The following is a 13,527-nucleotide window of genomic DNA, read 5'->3' as shown; positions in this document are numbered from 1 at the left end:
TCCGAATTTTAGGCACAACCCGTGTGCCGGCGCATCCCCTACCCGCGAATGGCGCGTCCCTTATCCATGATGCCCATGAACACGAACCGCATCGTCGAACGGGTGCTCGAGGCGGCGGACGGAACGCCGTTGGTCCAGCGCATCCAAGGTCATGGGCCCGCCGTGGTGATCGTCCACGGCGTTCTGGCCGACGCGTGCCAATGGGACGAGGTCGCCGGAGCGCTGGCCCAACGGGGTCGCCGGGTGGTGGTCCCCCACCGCCGCGGCCGCGCACCGAGCGGTCCTCTGGGCCCGGACTACGATCTTCGAACGGAAGTACATGATTTGCGCTGCATTCTCGACGAGGTGGGCCCTGGAGCGTGCCTCGTGGGCCACAGCTATGGCGGCGTCATCGCGCTGCACGCGGCCATGCAGCGCGAGGACCTCGGGCGCCTCGTGGTGTACGAGCCGCTGCTCGATCCTCGCTCCTTCGGTGGCCCGCCGCTCGCCAAGGCGCAGGCCCTGGCCGCGCGCGGCGATCTCGAGGGTGCCATGTTGGTCCTGGTCACGGAGATCTCGCCGACCCCGCCCGAGCTCCTCCCCGCCTACCGCGCCTCGGGGCTATGGCAATCGCAGCTTCGATTCGTGCGCGCGGCCATTGCGGAAATTGCGGCAACGGAGCGCGCGTTGCCCCGTTCGCCCGATTGGAGCTCGCTACGGGTGCCACCGCGCGTGCTGCTCGGCGCGCTCAATGAGGGGCACGAGCCCTTCGGCCCGTCGGCGGTGGCCCTGGCCGAGTCGATCCCCGGTGCCCGACTGGTTCGCCTCGAGGGGCAGCGCCACCTCGCTCACGTGGACGCGCCGGCGCGACTCGCCTCCGCGATTTTGGCATAGATCAATGTGTCGCGCAGCTCACCGTCGGGCTCGCGCGCATCGTTGCGTAAGCGCCCCTCCAAGGTGAAGCCGCAGCGCTCGGCCACCCGCTGGCTGCGCGTGTTGCGGTGGCTACAACGAATCTCCACGCGCTGCGCTCCGAGCGTACCCATGGCAAAGTCGGTGAGTGCGCGCACGGTCTCCGTGACGTACCCCTGCCCCTCGAACGAGCTGCGCACCCAATAGCCAATTTCGAATCGGGGCACGTCCCAATCCATGCGATGAAGGCCCGTGCAGCCCACGTGCGTGCGCCGATCCGAGAGAAAGACGAGCATGGGCAAATCCGTCCTCGTCATGAACGCGGCACATTGGTGCCGCACCCGGGTCTCCGATTCCTCCACCGTCGGTCGCTCCTGCGCCCAGTTCATCGTCGCTTGGAGCGACTCCCACGTTTCGATGATGCTGGCATTGAGCACCGGACCATCACCCGGCAAAGGGCGGCGAATGTACAGGCGCGGCGTTTCGATCGCCTCCGGCAAGTCGATCAAGGCAGGGTTCATGCACCCATCGTAAGCTACCGCGGCTGCGTTTGCGCGAGGAGAAGGGCCGCGGCCGATGCCGAAAAAACGGAATAGTCGAGCGGCGATTTGACGCCGAGGGAGATGGCCATGGCCGTACCGAAAACAGCGAGCAACCCCGCCGACCCGAAGGCCACCCAGCGCAGGCGAAATCCCACGATGAGCGAAATCCCGAACGAGGCCTCGCAAATGGTGGCGGCGACGGCGAGAAAAGGGATGGTGGCCGCGGGCATGAAGGAGTTCACCTCGGCGGTGAACTCGATGAACTTCTTGAAGTTCGAGCCATTGCCCAAAAGCCCCAATCGGCTCGCCACCGGCGAAAGAAAGGCCAGACCGAGCGCCACGCGTGCGTAGAGCACGGGTAGCTGCGCCTTAGAGGTACGTTGCAACACGTGCGGGCTGTCCATGTTTCTCACACCATTCGAGGTACATTGTCTGGCTCTCGCGCGCATCGGACACGCGGGTCACGTTGCCCTTCTCGTCGATGTATTCGATGGATCCATTCACCTCTATGTGCACGACGCACGCCTCGTCGCCATGCTGCCTCCAGGTGTCGCAGTTGCCCGGCGGCTCGTAAACGTAGGTGCCGGGGCCAATGACTTCCTTCGTGTTGATGAGGTAACGCGAACCTTGCACATTGAACGCGTGCACCTCGCCGGTATGGCGATGCGGCGGAACCACGGTGCCGGGCTCGAGCCGCAGGAGCAGCTGCCAGCCGGAGTTGTCGGGAAAGTACGTGATGGGCTTGAAGGAGAGGCCGGGAACGATGGGCACCCAGTCCAACTCCGTGGTGTCCAGGGGCTTCGTCTCACGACGGGCGTTGGTCTTCTTGTTCATGACTCTTGGCTCCCAGTTCAATGTTGCAGCCCTTGTTTTAGTGATCCGCTTGGACTTGGTCGATGACCAAAAATGCGTTAATTTGACCAGACCAAGTGGACTTCTATCTGAACGCGGACGATCACCGGCGGGGCCTGGCCAGGGCTCTTTACGAGCAGATTCGCCAGGCCATTGCGGAGGGACGCATTCGGCCGGGGGACCGGTTGCCGCCGTCGCGCGAGCTGGCCAAGCAATTGGCGATTTCGCGCTTCACCGTCACGACTGCCTACGGCTACCTCGTCGCAGAGGGCTTTCTCGAGGGCGCGAGCGCGGCGGGCACGCGTGTCACCCTGCCGGCGCGCCGCAGCCAATTGCAGCGCGTCACGCCCCCGTTGCTTCGCGGTCGCCATGCGCCGGCGTCCCCTGCACCGCCGAACGAGCCGGCCGCCATGCAAATGGAGCTCGGCGTGCCCGACGCGGAGTCCTTTCCGTACACGGAATTTCGCACGCAAACGTGGCGCGCCATGCGCGAGCTCCGCACGCACGGGGGCACGCAATATGGTGACGCGGCGGGCGAGCCTTCGCTGCGCAGGGCCATCGCGACATGGATCCATCGCTCGCGCGGCGTTCGCGCGGCGCCGGAGGAAGTGGTCGTCACGGCGGGCGCGCAGCAAGCGTTCGACCTCGTTCTGAGCGCGCTGGCGCGGCCGGGCGATACCGTGGCCGTCGAGGATCCGGGCTATCCGCCCTTTCGGCAATTGGCCGAATTGCGGGGTGTGAAGGTCGTTCCGGTGCAGGCCGACCACCATGGCCTGGTCGTGGAGTCGCTGCCTCCCCGCGCGCGGCTCGTTTACGTGACGCCATCGCACCAGTTTCCGCTCGGTTCGGTGTTGTCGTTGGTGCGCCGGCGCCTCTTGCTCGATTGGGCACAGGCCACCGGCGCCTTCATTCTGGAGGACGATTACGACAGCGAATTCCGCTTCAGCGATCGCCCGCTCGAGCCGATGCAGCGACTCGATACGGGCGCGCGCGTCCTCTACATCGGCTCGTTTTCCAAGTCGCTATCCCCGTCGCTTCGCACGGGCTTCGTCGTCGCCCCCCGCGAAGTCGCCTCCACCTTGGCCAGCGTGCGCGCCCTTCTCGACTGCCACTCCCCGGCGATTCTCCAGCGCACCCTGGCGCGCTTCCTCGACGACGGCAGCATGGACCGCCACCTGCGCCGCACGCGCAAACTCTACCGCGCGCGCCATCAATTCATCGTCGACTGGTTCGCCGGCCCCGGTCGCACCTTGGGAAAGCTGATTGCCATCGACGCCGGCCTCCACCTCGCCGCCGAACTTCACGACTCATGGGACGAACGCACCCTCTGCACCCGCGCCCTGGATGCCGGCTTGAACATCTCGGGCCTAGCAAAGTTCTCCGTCGAATCCATCCGCCCGGGCCTCACCTTCGGTTATGGCAACAGCCCTCCCGAAAAACTGGAGCAAGCGTTTCGGATTTTGAAGAAGGTATTACGCTAAATGGTGAGCACGATTCTCGACTATGAAGAAGGAAACCGCCAAGAACGGCGGTTTCTTCTTCTCTTCGTGACGCTGTTCCAGGATCGCGCTCGCTGATGTAGAAGATTAGGGCGCCCAGGGTGGAGAGACGTTCCAGTAGATGTCCACGCCGAGCAGTTCGGGGTTGTCCCATGAATTGGTGCCGCCGGGGTGGGCCATCCACAATTCGCCATTGATGTGCCGGATGTAGTGCTCCTTCATGTTGTACGACTCCAGGACGACGCCGGGGCCGCCCACGTCGGCTTGGGCGCAGAAGGTGGCGTCGGCGTCGAACAAGGGGGTGTTGTCGCGGGCCTCTTTGTAAATGCGGTAGTTCTTGTGGCGCAGGTATTGCCCGGGGAAATTGCGCGACTCCAGCGAGTAGCACGTGGGGTTCGCAAGGCCGCGTACCACTTTGAAGGTGGCATCCTGCTTCAGCAACGTCGGGCTATTGCCATCGACCACCTCGGTGAAGCCCAAGCCGTCGCGGTGCCGAATGTACCGATTGGTGAAGCCCGTGGTCATCACGCGGAAGGACTCGTTCGCGCCCAGCGGCAGGTCCGCCGAGCTTCTCCACCATGGGTCGACCAGGTTCCAGGTCGCATCCGCGGTATAGTTGGCCGAGGTGTCCCACGCATTGGGCCCGCCATTGCTGGCGATGTACACCTCCGCATTGAAGTGGCGCAAATGCTTCCCCGGCTCGTTGTACGACTCGAGCGACACGCCGGTGCCCGAGAGCCCCGCCTTCGCGCAAAATGTCGCATCGGCATCGAACCCCGATGTCCCATCGCGCGCATCTTTGTAGAGGCGTGCGCCCCGATGACGCAGATAGTGCCCGGGAAAATTGCGCGACTCGAACGAATAGCACGCGTCGCGTGCGAGGCCGCGCACGACCTTGAACGAGGCATCGCGCTTGGGCAGATCGCCATCGGCATCGGTCACGACGTCCGTGTACACGAGCCCATCGCGGTGGCGCAGGTAGCGGTTCGTCAGACCGGCGGTGGTCACCTGCAACGAGCGAGGCTGCCCCGAGCGGATCCCCCCGGGGCCTTCGCCGGAGTTTCGATCGCGCGAGGCGCGGATCAAGCCTTCGTGCGCGGCACGGATGCGCGCCGTATCCACTTTGATCACGCGGCGGTCGTAGGTCACCAGGCCGTTGATCTCGTTTTCGACGTCCGTAATTTCCGTGTAGATGGCCGCGCTCAGCCCCGTGAACTTCATCAACGACGCATTCATCTGAATCAAGCCGATGTAGCGGTCGTTCAAGGCGGCGGCGTTGGGCTGCATCTCGTAACTAAAGCCATTTCCGGGGCTCCACTCGTGGCCTTCCACGCGCAGCCCCAGGCCTCCGTACTCTCCGAGAACCGCCGCGCGGGTCGCCGATGGGCGCGGCGAGGAGGGCCCCACGTACGTGTGCCAATCGGCCAAATCGCCATTGCCGCCATCGACGGCGCCGCAGCAATTGATGCCGCTCATGTTGTCCACGAGCCGGGTCGGGTCGAGCTGTTTGACCAGATTGGCCAGGCGCGCTTGATCGTATTGGCCCCATCCTTCGTTCTGCACCACCCACGTGATCACCGACGGCGCGTTGCGGTGCTCGTCGATCATCTCGCGGAGCTCCCGCTCGAACTGCGCCTTGGCCGCATCCGACGGCGCCACGGTGTTCATCGCCGGCATGTCCTGCCAGACCAAGATGCCGAGCTTGTCCGCCCAATAGAACCAACGCGGACGCTCCACCTTGATGTGCTTGCGAATCGTGTTGAAGCCGAAATCCTTGTGCTGCTGAATATCGAACTTCAACGCCGCGTCCGTCGGGGCGGTGTAGATGCCGTCGGGCCAGTACCCTTGGTCGAGGGTGCCAATTTGAAAGACGAATTGACCATTGAGCACCGGCCGGAGCACCCCATCGACGGTGGCCAAGGCGATGGATCGCATGCCGAAATAGCTCGTCACCCGATCGACGGTGCCGTTGGGAGACACCAGGGACACGGTGAGATCGTACAGAAACGGCCGATCCGGCGACCAAAGTTTGGGATTGGGCACCGGCAGGGAAATCTCGGCATCCACCGCACCATTCGCACGCGCGACCTCGGCGCCGCCATCGGTCACCACGGCTTGCACGGTCTGGCCGGAAATCCCCGTACCCCGCACGGTGAGCTTCAACCGCTGCTGCGCCACGTCCGGCGTCGCCTCGAGCCGCGTGATGTGCGCCGGCGCAGTGGGCTCGAGCCACACCGTCTGCCAAATGCCCGAGGCCGCCGTGTACCAGATGCCGCTCGGCGACAGGCGCTGTTTGCCAATGGGCTGACCGCCCGCGTCCGTGGGATCGTACACCCCGACGATGATCTCGTTGGAGCCTGCGCGGAGTTGATCGGTGACATCGAAGGAGAAGGCGTCGTAGCCGCCCTCGTGCACGCCCACGCGAACGCCGTTCACGTACACGGTGGCTTGCCAATCGACCGCGTCGAAGTTCAGTTGAATGCGCTGGCCTGCCCAATTCGACGGAACGGTAAACGTGCGGCGATACCACATTCGATCTTCGTGCCGCTGAATTCCGGAAAGCGCAGATTCGATGGGATAGGGCACCAAGACGCGCTCCGCCAAATCGCGTCCGACGGGCGCAGCCTCCCCCGCGGCCGCCCGGGCAAATTGCCATTGCCCGTTGAGGTTCTGCCAATTGCTTCGAACCAACTGCGGTCTTGGATACTCGGGCAGGGCATTGTCGGGCGAAACATCCGATGTCCACGGAGTGGTCAGCGGTGCAGCCTGTATCGTTGAAGCAATAGAAGGTTGCGCTTCGCCCGATGTCGATACCGGCGCACTGTCGGAACAGCCCATTGCGCCAAAGAACGTCCCGATAGGCAGGACGAATCGTGCAAAACGTGCATATCGTTTTGCAGTTCGAGCTACGTGTGAACGGCACAACGTCATGGTCATCCCTCCTGGAAAGGCGATTGCCGAGACAGTGAACCTGGTGCAAATTTACCGACAGACAACGTTGTCATCAATCCATGATGCGAGTTGGCTCTGGCCGCGAGGCACTATGGTTTATTTTCCCTTCGCCTGCATGCATTTCCGACCAAGAAACGGGAGGCGAACGTGAAATTCGAAATAAGCGCCATACCGCGCATCGTGCGCGCTGTATCGATCGCGCTGCAGGTGGTGGCCGTCGCGAACGCGCTCTATTTGGTCGAGCACATCGTGACCGATGTCATCGAGGGCACGCAAACGGCGCCGCCTCGCGCGGTGGCCATGGGGCTCCTCTTCTTCTCCGGCGTGCCATGGATCATCGTCGCACGGGTGAGACGCGCGCTCGAGGGGACCTTCGAGACGAATGATACGCATATCATCCTATCATTGCGTCGGAGCCGCCTGGAGATACCGATCGCATCGATAAAAGCCTTTCGACCGCTCGTAATCCCTCTTCCGTGGCCAGGGCTCGGGCTGGATATGCGGTCGGGTCACCTTTTTCGGTATCGGCTCCTGGTGAACGAGCCGGGTGCCCTGCTATCCGCGTTGTTCCCCTATATCGAGGCCGCGCGCCCGGCCTTGAGGTCACCCGTGATCGCGTACGCGGATGCCAAGTGGAAATACACCTGGCATCATCGCGCCGTGGCTTTGGCGAAATGGGGAGTATTTCCGCTGGTCCTCGCGGTGATTCTTTTTCGACTCGACCAATACATCATGTTCGGGGGCGCCTTTGGCCAGTACTACCTTCAAGGGCTCCGACCGTACGTGGAATCGTTCGTCACGTATTGGGCCGCGTCGGCGAGCTACCTCGTGCTCTACGCCAGCGTGGTGCGCCTCGTGGTCGAACCCACCGTGTTCGCTGCCACCTGGCTTTTCGCCGCCCGCGCAGGCCTCCTGCGCAAGATCGGCGAAGGCCTATGCCAATTTGCTTATTTCGTTCTGATTCCGGCGTTGGTCGCGTTGCGTTTGCTCAATTGAGTCGCGAGCAGCTCGAGCAATGCCCATGAGGCCAGGAGAGGCGCGAGCCACGGTGAGAGCAGGACGGCGGGGGCCCACGCGTGCGCGCCCGTGGGGAGGCTCGCGGTCACGATGCGGCGCTCGTTCCAGCCAGCCGTGGCGAGCCAATCGCCCGCGGGCGAGATGACCGCGGAAATCCCCGAGTTGGTCGAGCGGACCTGCGGCAATCGCGTTTCGATGCTGCGAAATGCGGCCGACACCAGGTGCAGGCGCGGCGCGCGTTCGTCGGGGAACCACGAGTCATTCGAGAGGGTGACGATGAGATCTGCCCCGCGCTGCGCCGCCTGGGCCACGAACGTCGTGGAAAGCGCATCGTAGCAAATGAGAGGAAGCGCCGATAGCCGACGGCCATCGCGCAGAGCCATGCTCACGACGTCGGGCCCGGGCCCCGTATCCCAATGCCCGACCCATGGGAGGCGCGCGCGAAGCCACTCGGAATCGAGCAACGGCGGCACGCGTTCCGTGAACGGAAAGAGCAAGCTTTTGCGATAAGCCCGCACGGGCTTCTGCGACGCAGCCTCGACGAAAAAAGCGGCATTGTATTCGTGGCCCGCGGAAGCATCGTAGGCCCCGAAGACGACCGGCGTTCCCCGCCCCGCCGCAAACGCGAGAATCTCCGTATCGAAGGCCTGCCCCGCCTCGCTTTTGGGCGAGCCAAATGTCGTGGGGTAAACGGTCTCGGGCCACACGATCAAGTCGGGATTCGCATTCCGTCGAAGGTCGTCGGATAGCGCATAATGTTCGTCGAGGATGTACCGCACCGCCTCGAACGCCCCGCGGTCGGCCCGCAGCTTGTCGTAATTCGTAATATTGGCCTGCACCACGCCGACGACGGTCGCCGGCCCCCCATCCCGCAACTGCGCACAGCGCAGCCACCCGTATCCCAAGTCCAAGCCGATCAGGCCAAGCGCGGCGACCACGTACGGGCGAGCCTCCGCCTTTCGTGCCATGACCGCGGCCACGGCCTCGTTCACGAGCAGCAACATCCACGTGAGCCCGTGCACGCCAACCAAATCGGCCCCCTGCCGCAAATATCGCGACGGATAAAGCCCCAAACCGAGGGTGTCGAACAACAGCTTGCTCGCCAAAAGCTCCGTCGCCACGTACGCAGCCGCCGCCGCCAGCACGCACCGCGCCGGGCCCACCCGATCCGCGAGCATTTTGCGCAGGGAAGAGGGGAACCGCCAAGACGCCAAGAACGCCAAGGGTTTGAGGTTCATGAATCCTTGGCGTCTTGGCGGTTCTTCTTCTCCGTTCGAGGGTCGTGCTTTCCGATTTAGATACCGCACCACCGCAAACGTCAGAAACTGCGGCTGCAGAAGCGGAGCTGCCATCACCAAAAGAAGCCACGGCCACACCGACGACGTTGTCCCTGCATACCGCTCGAGCGTCGCGGGTAGCCACGAGAACACGGCCACGGACATCGTCACGCTCATGGCCAGACCCCCGCCGAGGGCTTCCCAGAGCGAGCGCACGCGATTCAGCGCGAGCAGCCACGGGACGAGGGCCACGAAACCCAATACGAACCATGCGCCCGACACCTGGGCATACAGCGCCAGCAACACCGCGGACAATGCGGCCCCGATTGCGATCTTCATCGCACCCCGGCGTCGGCGTACGCGTCCTCGGGCACTTCGAGCCGCTCCATGGGCATCCCCGGCGGCGCCAGCTCCGGCGGCACGATGCGATCTTCCGGAATGGGAATCGGATTCCCGTGCGAATCGGTGGGTTTGTAATCCGGGTGAAACATCAAAATCGCGCGAAGCATTTCGCCTTTGTCCGTCGTTTGGTAATGCCGCATGTACCCATTTGGAAGCGGGAAGTCCTCCGGCACCACCAATCCAACCTTGATGCGCTTCGTCCCCGGCGGGGGAAACGCGGCAATCCCTTCGCGAGGTCGCGCGGCCTCGGCGTCCTCCTGCGCGGGCTCCTCTGCGGTCGATTCAGGCTGCGCGGGCATCGCTCCTCCATGATTCGCGCGCCATCGCGCCACCGCCTCCGAACTCGGCGATGCGGCCACCTCCGTGGGCGGCGGCCTCTCGCCACCGCGCCGCCACACGAGCGCGACCACGAGACCCGCCAAGGCACACGCGGCCAGCAGCCACGGCCAGCGAGACATGCCGGCGCGCGGCAGCTCGGTTTCGATCACGCCATCGCGATCGACCGAGCGCCGGCGCGCCTTGCGAGGGGACGAATTACGGGCTTGCAGGGTTCAACAACGAATGCGCCCAGCCGGCGCGCTCGTGGCCATACTTGTTGTAAATGGGATTCTTGCCATTGACGATCTGGCTCCCCGAGTAATCCGGCGCACCCGACCCGGTGCCCGTGCCGCCGAAGAAGCCGACGTAGATCGTCGGGCCCGAGAACGTCGGGTGCGTGTTGTCCGACAGCAAATAGTCGTAGCTGGTGCTCGGATCGGCAAGGTGGCCGTTCGCGTCCCGCAACGTCGACTTCAAGGTCGTGGTGATGCGGGCCACGTACTGGTCCTCCGTCTCCGTGGCCGACCAGCGCAGCGCCTGCGAGTCGATCTGCCCGTCGTTGTTCGAGTCGTAATCGGCGCCCATGAACTCGGCGAACGAGTCGACACATTTGAAGCCGTACTTGCGTGCAAAGTCACACGCGCGCCAGTTGCTGCGCGCGAGGTAGGGCAAGAAGCGGTCGCGCTTGTTGATGGTCGCCCCATTCACCGTGCACGACGACTGCCCATTGTCGGAATCGTAGCCAGGGTAATAGATGTTCATGATCATCTTGACCTTGGCCGCCGTCGCATACTGATTGATGGCCTGCATGGCCAGCTCTTGGTACTTCGTGCACTGGGTGAGCGCGTTGTCGATCACGCTGAGGTCACAGGTTCCCGACTGGCCGGCGAAGTTGCTGCGCGCCTGCAGGAAGTCGTTGCCGCACATCTCGAAGGCCACCACCTTGGCCGAAGACGATTGCATGTACGACTTCTCGCCGACGATCTTGTTGTTGTAGATATCGTCGGCCCTGGCACCGGACTTGGTCCGGCGGATCACGTCGATGTCGGTCCCCCATGCATTGGAGAGGTACTCTCCCTGCACCCAGGTGGCCGCGCGCTTGGAAACGTCGGAAAGGCTTCCTTGGTAACCCGCGTAAATCGAATCGCCATACGCGACCACCTGGTACTTGGTCGACGTATTGGGACGATCGATCGTCCACGAGGAATTCTGTGTGATCGTATTGGCCATGGCTTCGCCGCTGAACAGAAGCAAACCAAGCGTCAATACGATGTGGGTCCAATAGCGAAAGGTTTTGGCGTTCACGGCGATCTCTGTCTCCTTTTGCGTAGGCAGTAGGCGACGCTGCGAAACTCCTCGTGCGGCATGCACGGAGCGCCAGGGGATGCGAACGCGGCCTTTCCGTCAAGGCGAAACACTGGATTGCGCGTGTCCCGTTTGGCCGATGAGCCGACGCGCCGCAGCAGTATTGTCACCAACGCGCTTCAGACGCGTCATCCGCTCGTGCTCCGGTCGATGCAGCTGCAAGAATTCAGCGCCGCCGTGGACCCGCGCCCTCCGCCCCTCGCCTCTCCTTAATAAGGAGGGCCACGAATTCCTATTTGCAGAAATAAGTATCCACACTGTCGCCCCTGGCATCCTAAATGTCGCTTTTGCGTTGAATTGGCCGCAACGGTCTCGCGCGCAGCTCGCCTGGCAGGGGCGTGTTTTTCCCAGGGGAGGCTCCGCACTGGCATAGAAGAAAATACAGTACCCCACAGCGCGAGCGATTATCGCTCGAGTCACGACATCATAAAACGCATGAAGTGACTGCAATGCACCTCGGCACTGCAGTGAGGAGGCGGCGTGCGTATCCGTATTCGTGGCAATACTGAGTCGATGTCGTAACGGCGCGTGTGGCAATTTTGCGCAGTTACGCGATTCGACCCTCACATACTAACCCTCTGATACGAAAACAAAACGCCCAGTTGTATTGATGGAGCGAACTCATGAAGAAGGTTTCTTCGAAGTGGAGCCTGGTGGCACTGGTTATCGGCACAATGGTGGCGGCCGGCTGCTCAGCAGGATCTGGATCAGACGACAGTCAGATGGGCGGGGCAGAGAATACCCAAACTGAGGATTCCGCTCTTTCCGTCGTAACGGGACACGTAACCAACGAAGGTAACGGTAGCACGGATTGGGGACTCGCAGGCGCGAGGACCGTAGATCTGACACGAGCAATGCGAATTTCGCAAATCGATGCTGCGACCGGCGCATTGAGCACACTCGTCGAAGGCGTCATGAAGGGCGATGGCTCCTTCTCGATGAAGATCCCATTCAACAGCAATTTGCTCGTCGTCGAGGCACTCGACGCTACGGGCAAAGTCATCGGTTCCTCCATCTTGGAGGGGACCTTCAAGTCCGCGGGCAAGATCTTCTTCGCCGCACCGATCTCGACACAATCGTCCGTTCAGGCCAAGGCATTGATCGATATCGCTGCGACCCTGAAGGGCTCCGCGGCACTGAGCGCCCACGCAGCCGCCTATGTCAAGGCCATGCTGGATGCTGACATCTCCGCGGCCGTCGCCGTGGCGGTGGCAGCCGGGGCCGACCTTCATGCCGTCATTCATGCCGTGGCCAAGGCAGCCTTCGTCGCCCATCGCACGGAGCTGATTTCGCTAACGCAAAGCGGCATCAAGCTGGACATCAATAGCCTCGAGGCGATGACCCGCGATGCAGTGCAAGCCGTCAACCGGACCATGGATGCCCGGGGTTGCGGATGCGGCGGTGGCGGCGGTGGCGGTGGCGGCGGTGGTGGTGGCATCGGTATCGGCGGCACCATCAACGCGGTGATCAACCTCTCCGCGACATTGTTCGCGAGCCTGGATGCCGCCCTCGATGCTTCGGCGGATCTGTCGGCGGAACTGAGGGCGCGCGTCCACGCGGCGGCGAACCTCGCCTTCCGCGCCACACTGGATGCATCGCTCAAAGCGGCGCTCACCGGGGCGGTCGACGTCAAGGCCGCGGTCTTCACGACCCTCAAGTCGGCGTATGCCCTCGAGGCAAGCCTGTCGGCGAAGTTGCTGAGCGATATCGTCCACTCGTGCGGATGCGGCAGCCCAGGAGATGTCCACTTCGATGCGACATTGAATCTGGCGCTGAAGGCCTCGGCGAACCTCGTGGCCGCCATCTCGGCGTCGACGAGCTTGGACGCGATCGTCAAGGCGCACCTCGACTTCGCTACGGCCATCACCGGCTCGTTGAGCGGTAGCTTGTCGGCTGACGTCAAAGGCGTCATCGGCTTGCTGGTGAATGCGGTCGGCGGCATCAACCTGGCTCTGGCCGCCGTGGTCGACGCCTCGGTCGATGCAAATGCCAAATTGGACGCCGACCTCAAGGCGGCACTCTGGGCAGTGGCCAAGCTGAATGTCGATGGTAGCGCCAAGGCCGCGGCGGATCTGGATGCGGCCCTGGGTCTGGTGGTGAAGGCGTATGCGAAGGCGTCGACCAACTTGAAGGCGTCCGGTATCGCCAAACTGACGGCAGCCGGTGCAACCAGCGCCCAAGCCAATGCCGTCGTCGACCTGATCTCGGTGGCGTCGACCTCGTTGAAGGACGTGGCAAGCTTCAGCGTGAAGTAATCGCCACCCATTGGGTCTCCGGCCCACCAGGCCGGAGACCCAACCGTAGTTCACCACCATCGCGTCACCCCGCGATGGTGAATTCTCCGTGAAGAGCAAGTCGGTGCCCTCCGACTTGCTCTTTTTTTATTGTTTCGGCGCGTGATAACCTCGGCAA

General features: G+C 63.2%; 11 protein-coding genes. 4 read left to right on the top strand and 7 right to left on the bottom strand.

What is annotated here, in order from left to right:
• Window positions 1-75: 75 nt before the first annotated feature.
• Window positions 76-873, top strand: coding sequence for an alpha/beta hydrolase (locus LZC95_01155; GenBank protein WXA95447.1), 798 nt, complete (start codon window positions 76-78; stop codon window positions 871-873).
• Here LZC95_01155 and LZC95_01150 read toward each other — a convergent pair.
• Genes LZC95_01150 through LZC95_01140 form a run of 3 tightly spaced genes read right to left on the bottom strand, consistent with a single transcriptional unit; the run spans window position 828 to window position 2,267 of the window.
• Window positions 828-1,412, bottom strand: a complete 585-nt coding sequence (locus LZC95_01150) for a GNAT family N-acetyltransferase (protein WXA95446.1) — start codon at window positions 1,410-1,412, stop codon at window positions 828-830. The two genes, LZC95_01155 and LZC95_01150, sit on opposite strands and share 46 nt — an antisense overlap.
• Window positions 1,413-1,426: 14 nt before the next feature.
• Window positions 1,427-1,789: a DoxX family membrane protein gene (locus tag LZC95_01145; GenBank protein WXA95445.1), complete on the bottom strand. Its 363-nt coding sequence runs from the start codon at window positions 1,787-1,789 to the stop codon at window positions 1,427-1,429.
• A gap of 13 nt (window positions 1,790-1,802) precedes the next feature.
• A complete protein-coding gene (locus tag LZC95_01140; GenBank protein ID WXA95444.1) occupies window positions 1,803-2,267 on the bottom strand; it encodes a 2,4'-dihydroxyacetophenone dioxygenase family protein in 465 nt (154 codons plus the stop codon).
• A 95-nt stretch (window positions 2,268-2,362) separates the two neighbouring features.
• Between LZC95_01140 and LZC95_01135 the strand changes: the two genes are divergently transcribed.
• Window positions 2,363-3,766 (top strand): PLP-dependent aminotransferase family protein, encoded by a 1,404-nt coding sequence (locus LZC95_01135; protein WXA95443.1) that lies wholly within the window; start codon window positions 2,363-2,365, stop codon window positions 3,764-3,766.
• A 105-nt stretch (window positions 3,767-3,871) separates the two neighbouring features.
• Here the strand turns inward: LZC95_01135 and LZC95_01130 are convergent, their stop codons facing one another.
• Entirely contained in the window at window positions 3,872-6,568 is a 2,697-nt protein-coding gene (locus LZC95_01130) for an AbfB domain-containing protein (GenBank protein ID WXB00294.1), read from the bottom strand.
• Between the two features lie 315 nt (window positions 6,569-6,883).
• Here LZC95_01130 and LZC95_01125 point away from each other — a divergent pair, with 315 nt between their 5' ends.
• The gene (locus LZC95_01125; protein WXA95442.1) at window positions 6,884-7,732 is read left to right on the top strand and encodes a hypothetical protein; all 849 of its coding nucleotides are present in this window, start codon (window positions 6,884-6,886) and stop codon (window positions 7,730-7,732) included.
• On the opposite strand, the gene lnt is transcribed toward LZC95_01125, so the two are convergent.
• The 3 genes from lnt to LZC95_01110 are packed head-to-tail and all read right to left on the bottom strand — an operon-like array spanning window position 7,684 to window position 11,055.
• A complete protein-coding gene (gene lnt / locus LZC95_01120) occupies window positions 7,684-9,369 on the bottom strand; it encodes an apolipoprotein N-acyltransferase (protein ID WXA95441.1) in 1,686 nt (561 codons plus the stop codon). The genes LZC95_01125 and lnt overlap by 49 nt on opposite strands.
• Window positions 9,366-9,920, bottom strand: a complete 555-nt coding sequence (locus LZC95_01115) for a hypothetical protein (protein ID WXA95440.1) — start codon at window positions 9,918-9,920, stop codon at window positions 9,366-9,368. The genes lnt and LZC95_01115 overlap by 4 nt, the downstream gene beginning before the upstream one ends.
• A gap of 46 nt (window positions 9,921-9,966) precedes the next feature.
• Window positions 9,967-11,055, bottom strand: a complete 1,089-nt coding sequence (locus tag LZC95_01110) for an SGNH/GDSL hydrolase family protein (protein ID WXA95439.1) — start codon at window positions 11,053-11,055, stop codon at window positions 9,967-9,969.
• A gap of 914 nt (window positions 11,056-11,969) precedes the next feature.
• On the opposite strand from LZC95_01110, the gene LZC95_01105 reads away from it, so the two are divergent.
• The gene (locus tag LZC95_01105; protein ID WXA95438.1) at window positions 11,970-13,370 is read left to right on the top strand and encodes a hypothetical protein; all 1,401 of its coding nucleotides are present in this window, start codon (window positions 11,970-11,972) and stop codon (window positions 13,368-13,370) included.
• Window positions 13,371-13,527 lie beyond the last annotated feature (157 nt).

The sequence above is a fragment of the Sorangiineae bacterium MSr12523 genome (assembly GCA_037157775.1).
Classification (GTDB): domain Bacteria; phylum Myxococcota_A; class Polyangia; order Polyangiales; family Polyangiaceae; genus Pendulispora; species Pendulispora brunnea.
The sequence above is the reverse complement of the archived record's forward strand: the minus strand, read 5'-3'. Positions and strand labels throughout refer to the sequence as shown.